Source organism: Rhizobium sp. P2_G2 (assembly GCF_056403555.1).
In genome coordinates this window covers 12958-35188 of record NZ_JBFUFF010000065.1, presented here as the reverse complement: position 1 = coordinate 35188, position 22231 = coordinate 12958, and the positions used below count along the sequence as shown (strand labels likewise).

Annotated in this window: 25 protein-coding genes; 12 read left to right on the top strand and 13 right to left on the bottom strand. The window is 60.8% G+C overall.

Going from position 1 to position 22231, the window contains the following annotated elements; all coding sequences use genetic code 11:
* Nucleotides 1-213 precede the first annotated feature (213 nt).
* Both AC1D06_RS30005 and AC1D06_RS30000 read left to right on the top strand, forming a co-directional pair.
* Nucleotides 214-2046 (top strand): aminopeptidase P family protein, encoded by a 1833-nt coding sequence (locus AC1D06_RS30005; RefSeq protein ID WP_477989591.1) that lies wholly within the window; start codon nt 214-216, stop codon nt 2044-2046.
* 98 nt (nt 2047-2144) lie between these two features.
* Complete coding sequence (locus AC1D06_RS30000; RefSeq protein WP_477989589.1) at nt 2145-2633, top strand: acyl-CoA thioesterase; 489 nt, start codon at nt 2145-2147, stop codon at nt 2631-2633.
* A gap of 48 nt (nt 2634-2681) precedes the next feature.
* Here the strand turns inward: AC1D06_RS30000 and AC1D06_RS29995 are convergent, their stop codons facing one another.
* From AC1D06_RS29995 to AC1D06_RS29985, 3 genes are all read right to left on the bottom strand, one after another.
* Entirely contained in the window at nt 2682-2981 is a 300-nt protein-coding gene (locus AC1D06_RS29995; protein WP_477989587.1) for an AzlD family protein, read from the bottom strand.
* A complete protein-coding gene (locus AC1D06_RS29990) occupies nt 2981-3694 on the bottom strand; it encodes an AzlC family ABC transporter permease (RefSeq protein ID WP_477989583.1) in 714 nt (237 codons plus the stop codon). Before AC1D06_RS29990 ends, AC1D06_RS29995 begins: the two co-directional genes overlap by 1 nt.
* A 171-nt stretch (nt 3695-3865) precedes the next feature.
* Complete coding sequence (locus AC1D06_RS29985; protein ID WP_477989581.1) at nt 3866-4849, bottom strand: cobaltochelatase CobT-related protein; 984 nt, start codon at nt 4847-4849, stop codon at nt 3866-3868.
* Between the two features lie 152 nt (nt 4850-5001).
* Between AC1D06_RS29985 and AC1D06_RS29980 the strand changes: the two genes are divergently transcribed.
* Nucleotides 5002-5385 carry a YciI family protein gene (locus tag AC1D06_RS29980; protein ID WP_477989579.1) on the top strand — a complete coding sequence of 128 codons (384 nt, stop codon included), beginning with the start codon at nt 5002-5004 and terminating at the stop codon, nt 5383-5385.
* Nucleotides 5386-5395: 10 nt separating this feature from the next.
* Here the strand turns inward: AC1D06_RS29980 and AC1D06_RS29975 are convergent, their stop codons facing one another.
* On the bottom strand, nt 5396-6097 hold the full coding sequence (locus AC1D06_RS29975; RefSeq protein ID WP_477989577.1) for a helix-turn-helix transcriptional regulator: 702 nt from the start codon (nt 6095-6097) through the stop codon (nt 5396-5398).
* A gap of 83 nt (nt 6098-6180) precedes the next feature.
* On the opposite strand from AC1D06_RS29975, the gene AC1D06_RS29970 reads away from it, so the two are divergent.
* Complete coding sequence (locus tag AC1D06_RS29970) at nt 6181-6585, top strand: VOC family protein (RefSeq protein ID WP_477989576.1); 405 nt, start codon at nt 6181-6183, stop codon at nt 6583-6585.
* A gap of 75 nt (nt 6586-6660) precedes the next feature.
* Nucleotides 6661-7122, top strand: coding sequence for a cupin domain-containing protein (locus tag AC1D06_RS29965; protein ID WP_477989575.1), 462 nt, complete (start codon nt 6661-6663; stop codon nt 7120-7122).
* 38 nt (nt 7123-7160) lie between these two features.
* Here the strand turns inward: AC1D06_RS29965 and panB are convergent, their stop codons facing one another.
* From panB to AC1D06_RS29940, 5 genes are all read right to left on the bottom strand, one after another.
* Entirely contained in the window at nt 7161-7991 is an 831-nt protein-coding gene (gene panB, locus AC1D06_RS29960) for a 3-methyl-2-oxobutanoate hydroxymethyltransferase (protein WP_477989573.1), read from the bottom strand.
* Between the two features lie 16 nt (nt 7992-8007).
* On the bottom strand, nt 8008-8865 hold the full coding sequence (gene panC / locus AC1D06_RS29955; protein ID WP_477989570.1) for a pantoate--beta-alanine ligase: 858 nt from the start codon (nt 8863-8865) through the stop codon (nt 8008-8010).
* Between the two features lie 515 nt (nt 8866-9380).
* Nucleotides 9381-10256 (bottom strand): 50S ribosomal protein L11 methyltransferase, encoded by an 876-nt coding sequence (locus AC1D06_RS29950; RefSeq protein ID WP_477989568.1) that lies wholly within the window; start codon nt 10254-10256, stop codon nt 9381-9383.
* A gap of 62 nt (nt 10257-10318) precedes the next feature.
* Nucleotides 10319-10921, bottom strand: coding sequence for an SCO family protein (locus AC1D06_RS29945; RefSeq protein WP_477989566.1), 603 nt, complete (start codon nt 10919-10921; stop codon nt 10319-10321).
* A gap of 32 nt (nt 10922-10953) precedes the next feature.
* Nucleotides 10954-11250, bottom strand: a complete 297-nt coding sequence (locus AC1D06_RS29940; protein WP_477989564.1) for a hypothetical protein — start codon at nt 11248-11250, stop codon at nt 10954-10956.
* 2 nt (nt 11251-11252) lie between these two features.
* Between AC1D06_RS29940 and AC1D06_RS29935 the strand changes: the two genes are divergently transcribed.
* The gene (locus AC1D06_RS29935) at nt 11253-13232 is read left to right on the top strand and encodes a methyl-accepting chemotaxis protein (protein ID WP_477989562.1); all 1980 of its coding nucleotides are present in this window, start codon (nt 11253-11255) and stop codon (nt 13230-13232) included.
* 2 nt (nt 13233-13234) lie between these two features.
* A complete protein-coding gene (locus tag AC1D06_RS29930; RefSeq protein ID WP_477876760.1) occupies nt 13235-13699 on the top strand; it encodes a chemotaxis protein CheW in 465 nt (154 codons plus the stop codon).
* A gap of 96 nt (nt 13700-13795) precedes the next feature.
* On the opposite strand, the gene AC1D06_RS29925 is transcribed toward AC1D06_RS29930, so the two are convergent.
* From AC1D06_RS29925 to AC1D06_RS29915, 3 genes are read right to left on the bottom strand one after another with little or no spacing between them, the layout of a single operon-like run.
* The gene (locus tag AC1D06_RS29925; RefSeq protein ID WP_477989560.1) at nt 13796-14050 is read right to left on the bottom strand and encodes a Txe/YoeB family addiction module toxin; all 255 of its coding nucleotides are present in this window, start codon (nt 14048-14050) and stop codon (nt 13796-13798) included.
* The gene (locus tag AC1D06_RS29920; RefSeq protein ID WP_477989558.1) at nt 14047-14304 is read right to left on the bottom strand and encodes a type II toxin-antitoxin system Phd/YefM family antitoxin; all 258 of its coding nucleotides are present in this window, start codon (nt 14302-14304) and stop codon (nt 14047-14049) included. Before AC1D06_RS29920 ends, AC1D06_RS29925 begins: the two co-directional genes overlap by 4 nt.
* A gap of 42 nt (nt 14305-14346) precedes the next feature.
* Nucleotides 14347-14835 (bottom strand): CreA family protein, encoded by a 489-nt coding sequence (locus tag AC1D06_RS29915; RefSeq protein ID WP_477989599.1) that lies wholly within the window; start codon nt 14833-14835, stop codon nt 14347-14349.
* Nucleotides 14836-15010: 175 nt separating this feature from the next.
* On the opposite strand from AC1D06_RS29915, the gene aqpZ reads away from it, so the two are divergent.
* The gene (aqpZ, locus tag AC1D06_RS29910) at nt 15011-15700 is read left to right on the top strand and encodes an aquaporin Z (protein ID WP_477876763.1); all 690 of its coding nucleotides are present in this window, start codon (nt 15011-15013) and stop codon (nt 15698-15700) included.
* 58 nt (nt 15701-15758) lie between these two features.
* On the opposite strand, the gene AC1D06_RS29905 is transcribed toward aqpZ, so the two are convergent.
* Nucleotides 15759-17129, bottom strand: coding sequence for a TIGR03808 family TAT-translocated repetitive protein (locus AC1D06_RS29905; protein WP_477989554.1), 1371 nt, complete (start codon nt 17127-17129; stop codon nt 15759-15761).
* Nucleotides 17130-17243: 114 nt separating this feature from the next.
* On the opposite strand from AC1D06_RS29905, the gene AC1D06_RS29900 reads away from it, so the two are divergent.
* From AC1D06_RS29900 to AC1D06_RS29885, 4 genes are all read left to right on the top strand, one after another.
* Nucleotides 17244-17828 carry a TMEM175 family protein gene (locus tag AC1D06_RS29900; protein ID WP_477876765.1) on the top strand — a complete coding sequence of 195 codons (585 nt, stop codon included), beginning with the start codon at nt 17244-17246 and terminating at the stop codon, nt 17826-17828.
* Between the two features lie 69 nt (nt 17829-17897).
* A complete protein-coding gene (locus AC1D06_RS29895; protein ID WP_477989552.1) occupies nt 17898-18854 on the top strand; it encodes a L,D-transpeptidase in 957 nt (318 codons plus the stop codon).
* A 107-nt stretch (nt 18855-18961) separates the two neighbouring features.
* Nucleotides 18962-20545 carry a Na+/H+ antiporter gene (locus AC1D06_RS29890; RefSeq protein ID WP_477876767.1) on the top strand — a complete coding sequence of 528 codons (1584 nt, stop codon included), beginning with the start codon at nt 18962-18964 and terminating at the stop codon, nt 20543-20545.
* 91 nt (nt 20546-20636) lie between these two features.
* The gene (locus AC1D06_RS29885) at nt 20637-22154 is read left to right on the top strand and encodes a winged helix-turn-helix domain-containing protein (protein ID WP_477989550.1); all 1518 of its coding nucleotides are present in this window, start codon (nt 20637-20639) and stop codon (nt 22152-22154) included.
* Nucleotides 22155-22231: the final 77 nt, after the last annotated feature.

Genomic DNA, 22231 nt, shown 5'->3' with positions numbered 1-22231 from the left:
ACTGACTGTAGATCTGGATGCGGCTCTGGACAGAGGTATCGCTAATGCCGATGGAGGTCGAGTGATGGAGATTGAGGAAGCGTTTCGCTCGCTCCGTCTTGCATTGCTGTCATCCGATCGGCTGCCACAGGAAAATTCCTGACGGTATTCCTTCGTCGGGTTCGGATTTTCCGCTAAGGTCGGCCCCGAATCCTTTGCTTCCGGAGTGCCCTCATGTTCCAGTCCTTCGAAACTACCGCCGAGCCGCAATTCGGCGCCGAGCGCGTTGCCAAGCTGCGCGAGAAGATCGTGGCATTGGAGATCGACGGTTTCCTCGTGCCGCGTGCCGACGAGTTCCAGGGAGAATATGTGCCGGCTTCCGCCGAGCGGCTTTCCTGGCTGACCGGCTTTACCGGCTCGGCCGGGCTGGCGCTTGTGATGAAGGACGAGGCAATCGTCTTTGTCGATGGCCGCTATACGACGCAATTGAAGGAGCAGGTCGACGGCAATGTGTTTATTGGCGGCGACCTCGTGGGCGAACCGCCGCACAAATGGCTGGCCGCGCATGCGCCGGATGGTTTTCGGCTCGGCGTGGATCCCTGGCTGCATACGCAGGCTGAAGTGACGAAGCTGCAGCAGGCACTGGCCGGAAAGAATGGCAGCGTCGTCTTCCTCGCCGGCAATCCGCTCGATGAGATCTGGCAGGACCGGCCGGCGCCGCCGATGGGCAAGGTGATGATCCAGCGTCAGCAGGAGGCTGGTGAACTCGCCATCGCCAAGATCAAAAGCATTGCCGAAGGCCTGCCCTCGATGGCGGCAGAAGCGATGGTGCTGACCGATCCGTCGTCGGTCGCCTGGGCTTTCAATATCCGCGGGGCAGACGTGCTGCATACGCCGTATCCGCTGGCGCGCGCGATCATCTATTCCGATGGCCGTGCCGATATCTTCCTCGACGAGCAGAAGACCGGCATCGAGCAGCGCGCCTATCTGGCGCAGATGGCGACTCAATTGCCGCCGGACGAATTCGTCACGCGACTGGAATGGATCGCCCGCGAGGGCGCCTCGATCATGCTCGATCCCGATCTCGCGCCCTATATCCTCTTCGGGCTGATCGAGAAGGCCGGCGGCAAGGTGATATCCGGCGAAGACCCCGCCAAGCTGCCGCGCGCCACCAAGAATGTGGCTGAACTGCAGGGCACGACCAAGGCGCATCTGCAGGACGGCGCCGCCATGGTCGAATATCTCTACTGGCTCGACATGCAGCAGCCGGAGAGCATTACTGAAATCGATGCGGTCAAGGTGTTGGAAGCGTCGCGCATGCGCGTCGGCGAGCGGATGCAGAACCCGCTCAAGGAGATTTCCTTCGATACGATTTCGGGCGCAGGTGAGAACGCCGCGATCATCCACTATCGGGTGACGACACTCACCAATCGCCGGTTCAAATCGGGCGAGATGTATCTGGTCGATTCCGGTGGCCAATATATCAATGGCACGACCGATATTACCCGCACGGTGGCGATCGGCGCTGTGCCGGAGGAACAGAAGAAATTCTTCACGCTGGTGCTGAAGGGCATGATCGCTATTTCGACGGCGCGTTTCCCCAAGGGCACGCGTGGCGTCGATCTCGATCCCTTGGCGCGTATCGCGCTCTGGAAGGCGGGGGTGGATTATGGCCACGGCACGGGCCACGGCGTCGGCTCCTATCTCTCGGTGCATGAAGGGCCGCAGCGGATTTCGCGTGCAGCGATGCAGGACCTGATACCGGGCATGATTCTCTCCAACGAGCCGGGCTATTACCGGCCTGGCGGCTTCGGCATCCGCATCGAAAACCTCGTCTATGTGCGTGATTTCGAAATGCTCGAAGGCGGCGACCGGCCGATGATGAGTTTCCAGACGCTCACTTGGTGCCCGATCGACCGGCGGCTGGTCCTGCCGGACCTGCTGACGCGCGAGGAGTTGAACTGGCTCAACGCCTATCATGCCGAGGTCGAATTCAAGCTCGCGCCGCTGATCGACGATGACAAGATCAAGGCCTGGCTGAAACAGGCGACGGCGCCGATCGGCTGAAGCGATCGGGGACGGACTGTTCTCGCTCCAGCCCCTTTCCCTCGGACATGAACTTCGTTTACATCCATTCCAATTTCCGCACTGCGAAAGGATTTGGAATGGACCGCGCGCATGACCCCAGCCAGCTCGATATGGTCGTGCTGATGACGCCCGACATGGCCAATTTCTCCGGCAAGGTGCATGGCGGAGCGCTCTTGAACCTGCTCGACCGGGTCGCCTATTCCTGTGCGGCGCGGTTTTCGCAGCATTATGCGGTGACGCTGTCGGTCGACCAGGTGACGTTCCGCCAGCCGATCCATGTCGGCGAGCTGGTGACCTTCCGGGCTTCGGTCAATTATGCCGGTCGGACGTCGATGGAGATTGGTATCCGTGTCGAGGCCGAGGATATCCGCAGCGGCGAACGGCGTCACACCAATTCCTGCTATTTCACCATGGTGGCGGTCGACGCCGAGGGCAAGCCGACCGCCGTGCCTCAGCTTATCATCGACACGTCGGCCAAGGCGCGGCGCCAGAAGGCCGCGGGGGATCGAAGGGCGCTGCGGCACGAATTCGAGGCGCGCTTCCAGGAAGTCACCGCGGCAGAGTGATGCTCATCTTCCGGAAGAGAGTCCGATTGCCGAGATAAACAGCTGATCTCACACCCAAAAATGCCTGATGGCGATAACAAAGGCCCAGGACAGAAGTAGCATCACCAGCGTCGGCGCACGCAATCCGATCAGCAACGCGGCAAGCAATGTCGTCGTCACGTCGAGACCATTGTAGACGAAGCTCGGCGCCACCAACGCCGTCAGGACGGCGGCGGGCACGGCATTCAGCGCCGCCTCCAACCGCGGCGGAATGGTCTTCATCGACTTGATCAGCAGGTAGCCGCCGGTGCGGGTCGCATAGGTGGCGAGCGCCGAGGCGAGGATGGTCAGCGTGAAAGTGATGTCCATCACGGGATCTCCGGCTCGACTTCGGGGGAGCTATGCATCTTCGCAGGCAGTGCTGCGGCGACAGCAATGCCGGCCAGTGCGCCGATCGAGACGTGCCAGGGCTCGCCGACGAAGTGATAGGCGACGATCGAGGCGATCGTGCTGGCGATCACCGTCGGCAGCCAGTTCTCCTTCTTGCGGAAGCCGAGCACCAAGCCGAGGAAGTAGACCGTCAGCAGGACATCAAGCCCCAGCGCCCTGGGATCGCCAACGAACTTGCCGAAAATCGCGCCGAGCACGGCGGTGATCTGCCAGGTGATGTAAAAGGTCAGGCCGAAGGCCATGTACCAGGCAAAACTGACCTTGTGGCCGCTCTCGGAGCGCTTGACCGTTTCGGCAAATTGCGGATCGACAAGTAGGAAGAAAGCGACAATCTTCTGGCCGAGGCGAAAATGCTCGATATGGCTGGCGATCGCCGCTGAATAGAGGATATGGCGGAAATTCACCGCGACGATCGAGGCGACGACGATCCACGGCGCGATGTTATGGCGGAAGAGCGCGATGCCGACCAACTGGCTAGCGCCGGCATAGATGGTCATGTTCATCAGCAGGATTTCGCCGATCGACAGGCCCATATTGGCCGAGACGGCGCCGAGCAGTACGCCGAAGGGAAGGGCGCTCAGAAGCGTTGGCAGCGCGGCGCGCATGCCCGAGATGATTTCGTCGCGATTCATAGACCGATCGATCCTGGGAGGATGACCGGACCTAAGCGAAAGCGTTGGGCATTACAATCGCAGCCTTGCGATAGGAGCATCAGCTTTGGTGAGGGGTTGCACAAACACTTTACGGCAGCAGAGTGGACTGCTGTCAGGAGGGCACGGCAAAAATCGACGGCATCGTCGCTGTCAGGGAGCGAGCTCCTGGACTTCGTTGCCAGGGATGAGCACTCTCGTCAGTACATCCAGCAATCCCGTGCCCAAATCATCTGGTGTGTGAACCGTCCTGCCATTGCGATAATAGCGGCTAACGTCGTATCCTATGCCAATCGCCGATAATGCGATGGATGGATCTTTCCCCAACATCGAAATCACGTGCAACAGATGGCGTTCGAGATAGTTCGCAGGATTGACGGAAAGCGTTGAATCGTCGACGGGAGCTCCGTCCGAAATGACGACGAGCGCTTTTCTTTTGTGGGGCAATTTCGCCAATCGCGATACAGCCCATTGCAACGCCTCGCCATCGACATTTTCCTTAAGGAGATCAGGTCTAAGCATGCTCCTCAGGTTCGTGAGTCTGTCCCGGGGAGCATTTTCGTCGGCGGATCGGTAGACGATATGCAGTAGTTCGCAAAGTCGGCCCGGGCTGCCGGGACGTCCGTTCCTGAGCCAGAGTTCGCGTGCGCGGCCGCCTTTCCACGACGAGGTTGTAAAGCCAAGTATTTCCACGCAGCATCCGAGACGACTGAGAAACTCCTCTGCAATATGCGTCGATGCTGCGGCAAGCAAAATGTTCTGTCCACCCATCGAACCCGAATGATCAATGAGCAGGGTGACGACAGTGTTCTTCAGTGCGTCTGCCGAAACCGAAGCGCGAACATTCGACGCGGCGTTCAATGCATGAATCTCAGCGTTCATGCGCCAGGCTTGCAGGCCTTTGTCGAATACTTGCCATGCTTGATCGCGCTCCAAACTAACCGCTGGTGTGGGTGGGACGAGCACATAGTCCAATTGCGACGACCTGATTTCCTGGTCGAAAATCGTTGTGTACGCTGCGTAGCCATCCACGCGCTTCTCAACGGGCGGCGCCGGCGGTGGTTGTTTGCCGCGAAAAAGAGACGTCCAAAAATTCATGTCGGCACACGGTTTGAGGGTGGTGGGATCGGAAACCATCCTTATACATCAGAGAGACGACATGCCATGCCAAAAGCTGCCGAGGTCGCATTTCGCAAGGTGTGTTGCTTGAAATTGCGTTGCATGGCACGCACCTAAGAGCGCGCAGCTCACAAAGCCAGAGATGAGTGAAAAGCATTCGAGGGACCTCTATGTACTATGCCATTCTCGCCTATCACGCCACCGGACTGGTCGAATCCTGGAGCCAGGAGGAAGATGCGGCTTTGATGGCGGACTTGCTGAATATTAATGATCGGCTGGTGGCGGAGAAGAAGCTCGGCCCGGCCGCCCGGCTCGGTGCCACGGCCGGTGCGGTGACGCTACGCGGGTCGGGGGCTGGCGTGGTCACCGATGGACCGTTTGCCGAAAGCAAGGAGGAATTGCTCGGCTTCTATATCGTGGATTTCCCGACGATCGAGGGGGCGATTGAGGCTGCGCGCGATCTTCAGCGCGCCAATCCGAGTGCCGTCTATGAGATCAGGCCGGTTTCGCTCTACATTCCCGGCGCATCCCTGGCCTCTACGGACGGCCGCTGAGGGAACAGGCTCACGATAGCCGAACGCCTCGCTCCTTCTCCATATTCCGCTTCCATCGGTGCTTCAGATCGCTCGGGCGGGCGCCGTGTTTTTCCTCCAGGAATTCCGCATCAAAAATTCGGTCGGTGCGGAAATGGCGGAATTCCTGGCGCAGCTCGCACCAGGCTGCCAGCAGGCGGACGGTCTCGGCATAGCCGATGATCACCGGCCAGATGGTGCGCTCGCTTTCCTCGCCGCGCTCGTTGCGGTAGCGGATGTGGATCTTGCGGCCGCTGCGGATCCAATGGCGGGTTTTGGCGATGTCGAGGCCATCGGGCGCCTGCATGGTGTTGGCCGGTGCGCCGATGGTCGGCTCGGCGATGAATGGTCGCAAATGATCCGGCACGGCTGCGGCGATCTTGGTGATCAGGTCGCGCGCGGCGTTTGCCAAAGCCGGATCGCCGCGCTGGGAAACCCACTGTGCGCCCAGAACGGCTGCCTCGATTTCGTCGGGTGTTAGCGTCAGCGGCGGCATGTCGAAATCGCTGTCGAGGATATAGCCGAGCCCGGCCTCGCCCTGGATCGGCACCCGCTGGCCGATGAGGTCGGCGACGTCGCGATAGACGGAGCGGGTGGAGATTTCGAGTTCTTCGGCCAGCGCCGCTGCCGTCACCGGGCGGCTCGAGCGTCGGAGAATCTGGATGATCTGGAACAGTCGATCGGCTCGCCGCATCAAGGGATTCCTGCTGACACCACGCTGTCAGCAGGCTTCTGCGACAACACCAGGGTCATACATCATCAAAGAGAGGACCTGTCATGAATTTCGTTTCGATCCGCATCATCACCAAGGATATCAAGCGGCTCGTGGGTTTCTACGAGACTATCCTGGGCCTGAAGCCGGTCTGGCTTACGGAAGAATTCGCCGAATTGCCGACGCCATCCTGCACGATTGCGGTGGGCAGCGAGCGCACCATGGCGCTGTTCGGCCAGGGTGCCGCCCATGGCGCCGACAATCATACTGTTATCGTCGAATTCCTCGTCGAGGATGTCGATGGTGACTATGCAAGGATGAAGCAGGGGGGCTCAGAAGTCGTGCAGGAGCCGACCACCATGCCCTGGGGCAACCGGTCGCTGCTCTTCCGCGATCCGGACGGCAATCTCGTCAATCTGTTTACACCGGTCGCGGAGCCAGCGCTCACCAAATATGCCATCAAGCGGTGACGGCAGACCTTTCAGTCTGCCCCCGATGTCGTGTTACCATCGGGGCAGATGAAGCGTCGGCACGAGAGGAACGCCATGCCAAAGATCGATGTTGCAAGCGTCCCGAAGGTCAAAGGCTCAGGCTATCCGAAAGAGTTCCAGGCGCCCCTGGCGGATCGTATCCGGCAGCGGCTGGGCAATGCTGGCGGGCTCAAGGATTTCGGCGTCAATCTCATGCATCTGCCGCCCAGCGGCTGGTCGAGCCAGCGGCACTGGCATTCGCATGAGGACGAATTGGTCTATGTGCTGGCAGGCGAACTGGTGCTGGTCGAGGACGATGGCGAGACGCTGCTTCGCGCCGGCGATTGTGCGGCCTTTCCGAAGAATACCGGCAATGGCCATCACATGATCAACCGGTCCGATGCGGTCGCCATCTATCTCGAAGTCGGCTCACGATGGCCGGAGGACATGACGACCTGTTCGGATATCGATATGAAAAGCGCCAATGCCGATGGCCGGTTCGTGCACAAGGATGGCAGGCCGTACAAGGATGGTTGAGGACACTCTCCTTCTCCGATCGGGAGAGGAGAGGCGCCTCACATTTTCTGCCGCTTCATCTGGTAAGTATGTTCTTCTGCCGGGAAGGTGCGCGCCTTGACCTCGGCCGCATAGGCTTCCGCCGCTGCGGAAATCTCCGGCGCCAGATTGGCGAAATGCTTGACGAAGCGGGGCTTGAAGCCGGTGAAGATGCCGAGCATGTCGTCGCTGACCAGGACCTGACCATCGCAGGCCGCGGTGGCGCCGATGCCGATCGTGGCGGCCCGGACATTGGCGGTGATTTCGCGCGCCAGCGTCTCGACCATGCCTTCCATGACGATGGAGAAGGCGCCGGCCTCGTCGATCGCCCTGATGTCACGGCGGATTTTCTCGGCTTCGGCATCGCTGCGGCCGAGCGAGCGGTAGCCGCCGGTGGCGTTGACCAATTGCGGCATCAGCCCGACATGGCCGCAGACGGGAATGCCGCGCTGGCTGAGGAATTGCACGCTCTCGGCCATTTCCTCGCCGCCTTCCATCTTCACGGCCGAAGCGCCCGTCTCCTTCATGACGCGGGCGGCGACGCGAAAAGCCTGTTCCTTCGATTCCTGATACGAACCGAACGGCAGGTCGACGATGACGCAGGCATCCTTGGAGCCGCGCATCACAGCTTGTCCATGATTGATCATCATGTCGAGCGTCACCTGCACGGAGGAGTCATAGCCGTAGATGACCATGCCCAGGCTGTCGCCGACCAAGAGCACGTCGCAATGCGGATCGAGGAGTTTGGCGATCGGCGCGGTATAGGCGGTCAGCATGACGATCGGTCGTTCACCCTTAAGCGCCTGGATGGAGGCGGCGGTGCGGCGCTTCTGCTGTGGCTGGACGCTCATGGGACTTCTCCGATTTTCAGCGCATGTGGGCAGTCAGGATACGGTTATCAAGCAGCTTGGTCGTGCCGAAGCGGACGAACAGCAGCAAGAGGACGGGCGAGGGGCCGATCGTTTCGAGAGGCGCAAGCGTCTCGGGATCGCGCAGCGCGATCACTTCGGGTTTCGCCAGTGCTTCAGTAGCGACGAAGGCAGTGAGGCGGGCTTCGATTTCGGCGGGATCGCGATAGCCCTGCGCCAGCAGGCGCTCGGCTTCGTCGAGCGCTTTCGGCACGATCGCTGCTGCCCGGCGTTCTTCCGGTGAGAGATAGACGTTGCGGGATGACTCAGCGAGACCATCGGCTTCGCGCATCGTCGGCATGCCGATCACCTCGACCGGTTCGGCAAGATCCTCGACCATGCGCTTGATAATCCTGAGCTGCTGGTAATCTTTCTCGCCGAAATAGGCGCGGTCGGGCTGGACGATGTTGAAGAGTTTGGTGACGACGGTGGCGACGCCGGCGAAATGGCCAGGCCGAACCTCGCCCTCCAGCATGCGGCCGAGGGTGGGCACGTCGACCACGGTCTGCATCGGTCGCGGATACATGTCTTCGACGCCAGGCGCGAAGAGGAAATCGACGCCGCCGGCGAGAAGCATGGCGCTGTCGCGCGGCATGTCGCGCGGATATTTGCCAAGATCCTCGTTGGCGCCGAATTGCAGCGGATTGACGAAAATCGAGGCGACGACGACTTCGTTCTCCGCCCGGGCGCGTTTGACCAGCGACATGTGGCCGTCATGCAGGTAGCCCATGGTCGGCACAAGGCCGATCGACTTGCCGGCGTGGCGGAAAGGCCGCAAGTGCTCGCGCATCGCGGTGATGGTGGAAACGATTTGCAATGACCCCTCCCTGGCGCCGATCGCGGGCAAATGATTACATGCTGCATTGCAAAAACACAACGGCGCGGCAAGCCCGATTGGCTATCTAAATATCGTTTTGCCTATATTTTTACCAATCGGTAAAAACATGCAAAAAGCGCATGGCACCCATGCCAGCGGGCCCCTTACTCCGGCCGATAAGGTGATATATCTATTGATCATCGACGGACGGGGCGTTGCCCAGTCCGAAGAATGAGTTTCGGTCGCAAGACCAGACGAGTTCATGTCGAAAGGATTTGCCTGGCCACTCCTCCTCCCAGGCCGGTAAATCCGGACATGATATTGTCTTCCTCGGGCACTCCTCCTCCCAGCCCCGGGAAGACTGGTCAGCTTTGCTGATCAAGGCGGTGCCCTCCTCCTCCCGGCACCGCCTTTTTTATTGCCGATTTTTCGACGGCGGCATTTTTCCGGGTTTCATTGCGTGAGCTAGGGACGAAGAATTTTCGCGTCGGTGCGCTGACCGAAACACCTTCTGCCTATCGCCTCAGCTCAATCGTCACCCAGCCGTTCATCCAAGTCGTGCGCATGTGCTTCAGCCCGGCGCCATTGTAGGCCGAAATCACTTTCCAGCGTTGCGAGGCCAGAATGCCCGAAAGTACGACCGTGCCGTGATCGGAGAGATGCCGCACCAATTCGGGCGCCAGCTTCATCAACGGTCGGGCCAGGATATTGGCGATGATGAGGTCGAACGGGCTGTTTTCCCGGAAAATGCCGTGGTGAAAGCCCGGCGCGGTGGCGAATTTGATGCCGCTGGCGACGCCGTTGATGCGCGCGTTGTCGCGCGCCACGCGGACGGCGACGGGGTCGATGTCGGTGGCGACGACAGGTATGCGTGCCAGGCGATAGGCAGCGATTGCCAGCACGCCCGAGCCTGTCCCTAGGTCAAGTGCGTTCCTGACTCTGCGTGACTTCAGCACATCGCCGATCATGTCGAGGCAGCCGGCCGTGGTGCCATGATGGCCGGTGCCGAAGGCCTGGCCGGCCTCGATCAGGATGCCGATATCGCCCGGACCGACCTTTTCGGCGTCATGGCTGCCATGGACCAGAAAGCGGCCGGCGCGAACCGGCTTCAGGCCTTCGAGCGACTTGGCGATCCAGTCGATGTCGGGCAAGGCCTCGCGCTGGATGGACAGGTGGGGAAATTGCTCGTTGATCAAGGCGCCAAAGCGGACCGCAAGTTCGGCCTCTTCATCGGCGGTCATGTAGATCGAGGCTTCCCAGATCTCATTGACCTCGTCGATCTCCTGCGTGGCGATTGCACGGTCCTCCTCGCCGAACAGGTCGGAGAGTGCGTCGAACACATCTGCGGCCCCGGTTTCGGACGTCGTTACATAGAGGCGGATTTCACTCACGGCAGGGCCTTTCCAGCCTGGGGCTTTGAGGCTCAAGAGCCTTTCATTCGGTCGTGAAGGCTCTAATTTTTCGCGATCAGGTTTTCAAGCTTCTTCTCGGCGACATCCGGGTTCTCGCCATAGGTGATCGTGCCGGAGAAGCGGCCCTGGCGATCGAGCAGGAAGACGGAGGCCGTGTGATCCATGGTATATTCACCATACGGCTGTTTGGGATCGGTCGGCACCTTCTTGAAGTAGACCTTGAAACCGCGCGCCATGTCCTCGACCTTCTTCGGGTCGCCGGAAATGCCGACAATCCGGTCGGTGACATTGGTGAGATAGGTCTTCAGCGCATCCGGCGTGTCACGGTCCGGATCGATGGAGATGAAATAGGCCTGCAGCTTGTCCTTGCCTGGATCGACCTTGTTCATCCAGCCCGCCAGTTCATAGACCGTCGTCGGGCAGATTTCCGGGCAATTGGTGAAGCCGAAGAACAAAGCCGTCGGCTTGCCGCGGAAGGCTTGTTCGGTGATCGGGGCGCCGTCCTGGCGGGTCAGCGAGAACGGCACCCCCCAGGGTTCGTTCGACAAGGCGGTCGCTTCGGTATTGACCTGGTTCCAGAGCCAGAAGAACAGGCCGGCCATGACGGCGGCGAGCACGATGAGGACGATGCGTACGGCTTTCATTTCCTTACCCAGTAGCGGAACGGACCGCTCTTCTAGCGATGATAGTCTCCGGGGGCAAACCCGGCATCATCAAAATCGCGTGTTTCGCAGGCTGCGGCGATCAGCAGCAATATAGGATGCCACTCCGCAGCCGGACAGGGGCGGGCCTCTGGAGTTTGTTGTATTTTATCAAATTCGTTAACCGATACTTCAGGCGCCTGGGAAATCCCTCGCGTTGCAAAGGCGTGTATTTCAGCGAAAATTCGGCCTTGCATGACAAAAGCTTCGCAGATCGTCGTTAACGGGATCGCAGCTTTTGCCGCATAGCATGATGTGGATTCGGGGGCCATTCATGTCATCGCATGCAATCAAAACCAAACGCACAATTTCTGTGAACCAGCGGCTTTTGACGCTGGGTGCCGCGGGCCTCGTCGGCCTCGCCATCATGGTCGGCGCCAGCTGGTACCAAACCGACAAGGCCTCATCCGCGCTTGCCGACGAACAGGTGACCCGTGATCGGATCAAGGACGTCAACGAGTTGCGCGTCGCCAATCTCAAGCTGGTGCTCGCCGCCAATGATGCGATGATCGACCGCGACAATCGCGATGTCGGGCCTGAGCGGATGAAGATCATCACAGATTCCATCTCGGTGCTCCGCGCCAAGGCGTCGGCAGTTTCGACGCTGGCCGCGATGGCCGGCAAACCGGAGCTGACCAGCGCCTACGACGCCGATATCAGCACGCTCAATGATGTTATCGCGGTCAAGCTGCCGAAGCTGATCGCAGCCGGAGCAAGCAAGGAGCAGCTTGGCGAAATCGACGATGCCGTCGATGGCGCCGGCGCCCGCGTATCGCAGTTGTTCGACCAGTTGACCGAAGCGGGCGAAGTCGTCGGCGATGATGCGGCGCACGAAGTCGGTCATGAATCGCAGATGACGCTAAAGATTCAGATCATTGTCGGCCTCCTGGGTGCCCTGGTGTTTGCCGGGCTTTTCCGCATGAATTCCGTTGCCATCCGCAAGGGCGTGACGGCGATCCGCGACAGCCTTGAGCGGATTCGAAACGACGAACTCGATACGCCGGTCGAGGGCAGGGAGCGCGGCGACGAGTTCGGCGCCATGGCACTGTCTGCCGAAAGCCTGCGCCTGTCGGCGTTGGAAAAGCGCGCGCTCACCGAGACATCGCGTCGGGATCGCGAGCGCAACGATGCGGACCGCGCCGCGCACGAAGCCGCCAAGCTCGAAGAAGAGACTCAAATCCGCTTCGCCGTCGATTCGCTCGCGACAGGCCTTTCGCATCTTGCCGACGGCGACCTGACGATAGCGCTTCGCCAGCCGTTCCGCTCCGATCTGGAGCGCGTGCGCGGGGATTTCAATCGCGCCATCGAAAAGCTGCAGTCGGTGATCGGCGAGGTCAAGTCCAATACCGGCTCGATCGAGGCCAATGCCCAGCAGATGCGCAGCGCCGCCGACGATCTCGCCAAGCGCACCGAACAGCAGGCCGCTTCACTCGAAGAAACCTCTGCGGCACTCGAAGAAATCACGTCGACCGTGCGCAACTCCTCGGCCCGCGCCGACGAAGCCAACAAGATGGTCAACGGCACGCGCAGCAATGCGGCCGAATCGGGCCGTGTCGTCTCCGAGGCGATGGCGGCGATGGAGCGCATCGAAGGCGCCTCCAAGGAGATCGGCAAGATCATCAACGTCATCGACGAGATCGCCTTCCAGACCAACCTTCTGGCGTTGAACGCCGGGGTCGAGGCGGCGCGCGCCGGCGAAGCCGGCAAGGGTTTTGCCGTCGTTGCCCAGGAAGTGCGCGAACTCGCCGGACGGGCTGCAGGTGCGGCCAAGGACATCAAGGCGCTGGTGGCGCGGTCGAGCGAGGAAGTGCGCACCGGCGTGCAGCTGGTCACCGCCACGCGAGACAAGCTCAGCCATATCGTCGAGGACGTCTCGAAGATCAACGAACTGGTGAGCGAGATCGCCACGGCTGCCAACGAGCAATCGACCGGTATCCAGGAAATCAACACGGCCATCGGCCAGATGGACCAAATGACGCAGAAGAACGCGGCCATGGTCGAGGAGACCAATGCCGCCAGCCACACGCTGGCGCAGGATGCCGGCAATCTGACGGTGCTGATGAAACAGTTCCAGATGGCCGAATCCGCATCCTCGCAGCTCAGAGCCGTGCCAAAGCCGGTTACCCAGGCCTCCAAGCCGAAGGTTTCCCCAGCCCGCCATCTCGTCGACAAGCTAGCCGGCGCCTTTCAATCCAAACCCGCCCCCGTCGCCGCCAGCGCCGGCTCAAACTCCAACAACTGGGAAGAGTTCTGATCATGAACATGCAGATCAAGCAGTCCGGCTCGCATCTCGAAATCGTGTCGTTCCATCTCGGCGATCAGGAATTCTGTATCGACATCATGGCGATCCGCGAAATTCGCGGCTGGGCGCCGGTCACCCCGATGCCGCACACGCCGAACTACGTTCTCGGCCTCATCAACCTGCGTGGCGCCGTCATCCCGGTCATCGACATGGCCTGCCGGCTGGGCATGAAGATGACCGAGCCCTCCGAGCGCTCGGCGATCATCGTCACCGATATCGGCGGCAAGCTGGTCGGCCTGCTGGTCGAACAGGTTTCCGACATGATGACGATCAAGAACGAAGACCTGCAGCCGCCGCCGGAAATCATCCCGGAAGCCCAGCGCGCCTTCTGCCGCGGCATCGTGGCGCTGGAAAAGTCGATGGTCTGCTTCCTCAACCTCGACACGGTCATCGCCGACGAGTTGAAGCAGGCGGCGTAAGGGCTCGGCTGAGCAATCTTGGAACTCTCGCTGCTGCGTCTCAATGGGGCGCGGCGGCACTTCGATTTTGAGATTTCGGCTGCGACAGTCAGTCTATCAGTAGTGAAAACGACATTGTGCGATTAGAAGCGCATCTTCTGTCGGTCGATAGACGAGGCGAAGCTCCTGGTCTATCCGCCGTGACCACCAGCCCGTGAGTTTTCCGCGCAGTGGTTCAGGCTTACCAATCCCCTGAAACGGTGTGCGTTGTGCTTCCGCGATGAGCGAATTGATCCGCGCCAGCATCTTCCTATCCGTGGCCTGCCAGGAGAGATAATCCTCCCAGGCCACTTCATGGAAAATCAGCTTCATTTCAGAAGCTCGTGCTCATGCCCATTCTCGCCGGAGTCCAAATCTCGCACGGCCTTCAACAGCCGCTCGGCATTATGAGGGTTCTTTAGGAGGTACTGCGTCTCTTCGTAAGAGGCGAAGTCTTCCAGCGATATCAGGACTGCTGCAGGTTTGCCGCGCTCACGGGTAATAAGCAGCGGTGCATGATCCTCGGCGACCTCGTCGAGCCGGGCCGCTAAGTTTTTTCGGAGATCGCTGTAAGATGTCGAACGCATAAAGATTTTGTACTCAAATAAGTACAATAAGCAAGTATCACGTCACTCCGGCTTGCCTTTCGTCCACGTCACCTGCTGTCCGTATAGCGGCACCGTCGAGATCGCCATCTTGGCCGAGCCGTTCACCACCTGGCGTGAATGGATGAGATAGATCAGCGTGTCGTTGGTCTTGTCGTAGATGCGGGTGACGATCAGCGATTTCCAGATCAGCGACAGGCCGGCGCGGAACACTTCTTCGCCGCCGCGACCGAGTTCGATGTCGCCGACGGTGATCGGGCCGGTCTGGCGGCAGGCGATCGAGGAATTGGAGGGGTCCTCAAACCAGTTGCCCTTGCGCAGCCGGTCGATGACGCTGCGGTCGAAATAGGTGACATGGCAGGTGACGCCCTGGACCTTGGGGTCCTGCACCGCGTCGACGAGAATGTCGTTGCCGGTCCAGTCGACACCGACCTTGCCGACTGTCTCGGCGGATTCTGCGCTCGTGCAGCCGGCAAACAGCGCCAGTGCCGTCAAAATTGCTCGAATTCCCATGTGCATGGTGAAGCTCCCTGTCCTGCGTGAATTGCCATCGCTGCTGACGTGGCGGCGCGGATTGCCTAAGTCAAGGGCTGCTTACTGGCGTGATTCGATTGCGCAATGCTCCCATTGCGGGCAAGGCTGTGAGCGATATGATAGCAGCGACTCAAAAAGCATTTTCGGGGGTTACATGTACAAGAAGTGGACTGCGGAATTTCTCGGCACATTCTGGCTTGTCTTCGGCGGTTGCGGCAGCGCCGTGATCTCGGCGGCGTTTCCGAGCGTCGGCATCGGCCTGCTTGGCGTCTCGTTCGCCTTCGGGCTCACGGTGATGACCATGGCCTATACGGTGGGTGGCATTTCGGGCGGGCACTTCAATCCGGCTGTGACGGTGGGGCTCGCCGCAGCCGGCCGTTTCCCGATATCCGGCGTGATTCCCTATATCATCGCCCAGGTGATCGGCGCGATCGTAGGTGCTGCGGTGCTGTACCTGATCGCCAGCGGCAAGGCGGATTTCACGGCCGGCGGCTTTGCGGCCAATGGCTATGGTGATCATTCTCCCGGCAAATATGGGCTGCTGTCCGCCTTCGTCGCTGAGGCCGTCCTGACCTTCATGTTCCTGATCATCATTCTCGGCAGCACGCATGGCCGGGCGCCGGTGGGCTTTGCGCCGATCGCCATCGGGCTTGGCCTGACGCTGATCCACCTGATTTCGATCCCGGTGACCAATACGTCGGTCAACCCGGCACGTTCGACCGGTCCGGCGCTGTTTGCCGAAGGCGGCTGGGCGATCGGCCAGCTCTGGCTGTTCTGGCTTGCCCCGATCCTCGGCGCACTCATTGCCGGCGTGGTCTGGCGGGCGCTGGCAGAGCGGGACTGATACGAGTTTTGCGCATGTCTTTATCCCGAAACCGGTGACCACTTTCGGGAGACATGCGTTATGACACTTGGTTGCCGGCGATGCTGAGATTTGCATAGTCGCCGGCGCCATCCTTGGCGAGGTCGCCGGAGACCTTGTCCGCCCAGCGGAAACCGGCAATCGCCACATCGGAAATGTCCGAGAACTGGTTGTCGCGGATCATTGCTGTACCTGCGTTCTCGACGACACTGACGGCACAGCCGACCGGCGCCTTGCGCACGACATTGCCGCTGACATTGACATTGCGCAGATAGGGACCCCAGCCGAGCTGCAGGCCCCAGAGCGGCACGTTTTCCACCACATTGCCCGAAATCACCGCATCGGCCTCCGCCGAAATGCCGATGCCGAAATACTGGCCGTCTTCCTGATAGGGAGCGTCGGAATGCAGGTTGCGGACGATGTTGCCGGAGATGATCGCCAGCCGGCCGCCTTCGTTGAAATTGGTCGACGAAATGCCGTTGGCGGCGCCATCGACGAGGTTGCCGGTGATGACGGCGCCTTCGAAGCCGAATTCCGAATAGATCGCCATTTCCCCGGAATTCAGGCATTTGTTGCCGGAAATCTGGATATTCGAGCCGGCGTTGGAGCGCACGGCGGTGAAGGCGCAGTCGCTGATCTGGTTGTCCGAGACGATGACGTCGTCGGCACGAAAAATGTTGATGCCGTTGCCGTTCTGGCCGGTGCCGCCGCCCTTCGCGGCAATCCGCTCGACGCGATTGTTCGTAACGATCGTGCCGTCACGGCCCTTGGTCCAGCGATGAACGAGGATGCCGCCATTGCCGCAATCGCTGACATGGTTCGAGCGGATCTCGAAATCCGAACATTCCACCGCGTAGATACCGGATTCGGCCGCGCCCGAAATCCTGTTGTCGGCGAGCCGGCCGGAGGAACGCTCCGACCAGATGGCGAATTTGGAGGCGCCGAGAATCTCGCAATTGTCGATGCTGAGATCCGGCACATCGCGCAGCGTCAGAAGCCCCGGCTGGTCATCATTGAGCCAGCGATTGGCACCGTCGATGACGAGATTGGAAAGCTGCAGCCGCTTGGTGCCGAGGGCATTGAGGAATTTGCCGTCGCCGGTATAGGCAAGCCTGGTGGCGCCGGCCACGCCTTCGATGCGGACATTTTCCGGCAGGTCGATATCGGCGATCCGGTAGATGCCGGGCGGCAGGAAGATCGGCACATTGCGGCGCGAGGCATCCGCCAGCATCAGCGAAAAAGCTTTTGCCGCCGGGTCGAGCGCATTCGGCTGAACACCATAGTCGCCGGGCGACAGCGAGCCGCGGAAATCCGCCGCGGCCATCAATGACGGGTTGCCGGCCTTGGCCATTGCCGGCAGGGTGGCGGCAATGCCTGCTAAGAACGCGCGTCTCGATATCGAAGCTCTCATCGTCATGCCGGAAACGAGCAAGCGGCGTGCCAGGAGATATGTTCCGGAACAGGACATCGCCTTGCCGCCGGACATGTGTTAAGGCGCTTTCGAAGCAATGGCAGAGGGTGGCTGATGGGCAAGGGGCGGATCGAGGCATTTTCGGACGGGGTGATTGCGATCATCATCACCATCATGGTGCTGGAACTGAAAACGCCGCATGGTCCGGAACTGCATGACCTCCTGGCGCTCTGGCCGGTCTTTCTCTCCTATGTGCTGAGTTTCATGTATGTGGGCATCTACTGGAACAATCATCACCACATGTTCCACGCGGTGAAGAATGTCACCGGCGGGGTGCTGTGGGCCAATCTGCATCTGCTGTTCTGGCTGTCGCTGACGCCCTTCACCACGGCCTGGATGGCCGAAGACCATTTCGAGAGCCTGCCGGTCGCGCTTTATGGTCTTGTGCTGGCGCTTTGCGGTGCGGCCTATACGATCCTGATGCGGGTGCTGCTGCATCATCATGCCAAGGACAGCCAGTTGGCACGCGCCGCCCAGGGTGATCACCGGGATTGGCTGTCGGTGATCGCCTATGCGATCGGCATCGCGCTTGCTTTCGTCGTGCCCTATGTCAGCCTTGCCATCTATGCGCTCGTGGCGCTCGTCTGGCTGATCCCGAGCCGCCGCTTCGAACATATCCTCCGCTCCGAGAACGCGTAGAGCCGGCGGCAAGCCCCGCGCCAGATGCCTGTGGCATGCCGGATAGGCATTCACGCGCGCGGATTCACCATGGCCAGATCCTTTTCCCGACTGCTGTTCGTAGGCTCTACCCTCATCGTCCTTGCGGGTTGCACCGCCGACGACCGAACAGGGCAATTCCTCAACGACGTCAACGTCTACGACACCGGTTCCATGGACGCGGAACGGTTCGCACGCCAGACCTATCCCGTCTGGAACCGGACCGGCCCCTACAAGGAGCGCGATCTCTTCCGCGAAGAGCAATACACCACCAACCACAAGCGCTATGTCCGCTCTCAGCCTGAAAACATCCCCGTCTATACGTCCGATGACGGCGATACCGAGGGCACGCATCTGGATCCCGGCGTGTCGGCCAGCGATATCGATCCGCAGCCGAAACGGAAAGTGATCTACAAGCGCGTCGAGACCGACACCAGCATGGTGACGCAATCGATCCCGACGACCAGTGTCGCACTCTACGACAAGGTCGACGATGCCGGCCATTGGCTGCCGCCGATCCCGACCGAGGACGTGGCGTCGAAATATCTGCGCGCCGAAGTCGACTATCCCTCCAGCGAGCGGCCCGGTACGATCGTGGTCGACACCGCGACCCGGCATCTCTACCTGATCCTCGGCCATGACCGGGCGATGCGCTATGGCGTCGGCATCGGCCGCCTGGGCTATGCCTGGAAGGGTCGCGGCGTGATCCAGTACAAGCGCGAATGGCCACGCTGGACGCCTTCGGACAATTACGTCTCCGAAAAGCCCGACATGAAGATGTTCTCCGCCTCCTATGGCGGTCTGGTCGGCGGCATCAAGAACCCGCTCGGGGCGCGCGCGCTCTATATCTATGCCGGCGGCAAGGACACGTTGTTCCGCGTCCATGGCACGCCGGACTGGAAATCGGTCGGCAAGCAGGCCTCGTCGGGCTGCATCCGCATGTTCAACCAGGATGTCATCGACCTCTACGGCCGCGTCAAGGACGGCGCGACGATCATTGTCGAGTGATTGAATAGCTTGACTGCAAGGCCGCTCCTGTTCGCCGGATTGCCTCTGGACGTCGGCCTCGGCTTCGCTATTACATAGAGCTTCCGTAACACTCGAATTGCGAGCTCATGGACTCAACGCACCTGTTCGAACTGGTGATTGCCATGTTCATGGCGATCATCGCGCTGCATTACGTTGCCGAACGGCTGGGATTGCCGCCATCGGTGGCGCTGCTTTCGGGCGGGGCGCTGCTTGCCTTCCTGCCTGGCCTGCCGACGATCACGGTCGATCCCGGCCTCGTGCTCGTCATCTTCCTGCCACCGCTTCTGATGGATGGCGCATGGGCGATCGCGCTTGGCCGGTTGCGCCGGCATGTATTCGGTATCGCCTCGCTGGCGATCGGTGCCGTGTTTTTCACGTCTGCCGTCGTTGCCGTGGTGACGCATCTGTTGTTTCCAGCACTGCCTTGGGCGGCCTGTGCCGTGCTGGGCGCAGTCGTTTCGCCGCCCGATGCGATTTCCGCCCGCGCCGTGCTGCAGCGGGTGAGACTGCCGCGGCGGCTGCAGATCCTGCTCGAAGGCGAAAGCCTGCTCAACGATGCGAGCGGCCTGGTGCTCTTCCGTTTCTCGGTCGCTGCAGTCGTCACCGGTGTCTTCAGTACTGCCGATGCCGTGGGAAGCTTTTTCCTGCTGGCGGTTGGCGGCGCGCTTGTCGGCATCGCCGTGGGCACGGTCTGGGTCTTGTTCGTCCGTCGCCTGAGCGACGAATATCTGATCATCGCCACCACGACCTTATTGGGCTGGGTGTCCTATCTGCTCGGCGAAATGCTCGGTGTCTCCGGCGTCATCGCCACCGTCACCGTCGGCCTGATCGCCGGTTGGTATCAGCACACGCTGCTTTCGGCCGCGACCCGCATGCGCGGCACATCTTTCTGGACGGTGATCATCTTCCTGATGGAGGCGGCGGTTTTCATCCTGATCGGGCTCTCCTTGCGCGGCGTCGTCGAGCGCGGCGGCGGCTTCGGCGTGGTGCTGGCAACCATGGGCGGGCCGATCCTGGTGATCCTGCTCGCGCTGACGCTGGCGCGCTTTGCCTGGGTGTTCGGGTCCGACCTGGCGATCGCGCTTTGCAATGCGCTGGGTCTTAAGCGTTACAAGCCGCTTGGCGCCCGCGGCTCCACCGTGCTTGGCTGGGCGGGCGTGCGCGGCGTCGTCACTCTGGCGCTGGCGCTCAGCTTGCCCGAGGGCTTTCCCGGCCGCGACTTCATCCTGGTGACATCGTTCGCCGTCATTCTCGGCACCGTGCTCATCCAGGGCACGACGCTGGGCCGCGTGATCGACTGGGCACGGCTGAGCGAGCCGCAGTCGGAAAAGCCGAAGATGAGCATGAGCCAGGCGGAGGCGTCGATGGCGCAGGCGCAGTTCGCCACCGTCCAAAGCCACGCTTACGACAGCGACGGCACGCTCATCCATCCGCAATTGCTGGAGCGCTATCAGCGGCGGGCCGTGGCAATCGTCGACTATGCAGAACGGACGGAGCATTACACGCCCATGCTGCAGGCGCATTTCGACGTCGTCCTCGCGGCAGTCGCCACTGGACGACGCGAACTCATTCGATTGCACCGCGCAGGCGATATCGATGACGAAACATTGCACGAATTGGAACGCGATCTCGACCTTGAGGAACTGACGGCGATTTCGGCCAAGTCGTAATCGTGCCTAACCAATGTCCTTAAGATGAGCCGGTAGCAGCAACCGACTTTCGCTTTGCGACAGGGCGACGCACCTCCTATAAATGATCGGCATGGAAATAGATCGTTTCGGTCCATTCACGCTCGACGTGCGCCGCGGGGTGCTCCTGCGCCAGGGATCGCCGATTGCCGTCAATCAACGCGCGCTCGCCATTCTGGGGGAACTCGCTGCGGCCAAGGGAGAGGCCGTGAGCAAATCGCAATTGCTTGCCAATGCCTGGCCCGATGTGCTGGTCGAGGAAAATAACCTGACGGTCCAGATTTCTGCGCTGAGAAAATCGCTCGGCAAAACCGATGAGGGCGAAGACTGGATCGTCACTGTGCCGCGGTTTGGATACCGCCTCGCGTTGCCGGATACGGCCCGGCAATCATCTTCGTCTGAGTTCGACAAGCCTCGCTTGGCCGTGCTGCCATTCACCGAGCCGAGGAGCGATCCCGATGCCGCCTATTTCGCCGAAGGGGTTGTCGGCGACATCATCACCGCACTCAGTCGCTTCAAGAGTTTTGCGGTTGTCGCCCGTAGCGCGTCTTTCCATCTGCGAGGCGCGTCTGCCCAGGAAGCCTCAAACAGGCTTCAGGTCCGCTATGTGCTGCAGGGAAGTGTCCAGCGCGAGAGGGATCGTATACGGATTTCTGCCGAACTCGTCGATGGCACTGATGGCCGCCAGTTGTGGGCAAGGCGGTATGACGGCTCGATCGACCAGATCTTCGATTTCCAGGACAGGATCGCCGAAGATGTCGTCGCGCTGATCGAACCGAACATTCAGCGCGCTGAGATTTTGCGCGCCAGAACCGAGCGACCCGGAAGCATTGCCGTCTACGACATCTATCTGCAGGCGCTGGCTTTGATATCCACCGAGTCGGAGCAGGATAACGCCGCGGCATTCCTTCTTCTTCAAAAGGGATTGGCACTTGCGCCCGATAATGCTCTGCTTTTGGCGCATGCCGTCTGGGCGATCGAGCATCGGACGACAATGGGCTGGCCCGCCTTGACCGCCGACGACCGCGGGCTATGCATCGAATTCATCCACCACGCCCTTCGCCATGCGGATGGCGATGCGATCGTGATGGCGCATTGCGGCATAGCGCTGCTGCAGACGGCGAAGGATTATCGATGGGGCATGTCGGTCATTCAGTCGGCTGTCGAGGTCAATCCCAACAATCCGATGGTCGTCGTCAGGGCAGGGGTGGCGCATCTGCATTGCGGCAGCGTCGAGCAGGCGCTCGACTTCTTCCAGCGTTCCAGCCTGCTGGGCCCCGGCGATCCGGGCGCGCATTTCGCCCTCTCCGGCATGGGGCATGCTCATCTTATCCTCGGCAATTTTGAGGAGGCCATAGTGTGTGCCGGGCGGGCTCTGGCGAGCAATCCCAATTTCGACCCTGCGCTCTGGGTATTGATTGCCGCCAACGCGCATCTCGGACGGCTTGACGAGGCGCGTCATTGTCTCGGAAGGCTGCGCAAAATGTCGCCGGCGGTTACGCTTGAAAGCATCGAGGCCGGTCAACCTGCTTTGCATCGAGGCCGCGTCGAAACGCTGCTCGAAGGTCTTCGCCTGGCAGGCTTGCAATAGGTATTCCGCAGCCGGTCTTCACAACAATTAGCAATTATTAGGCGACGGCTGAAGGACATTTCATCCGCGCCGACCGA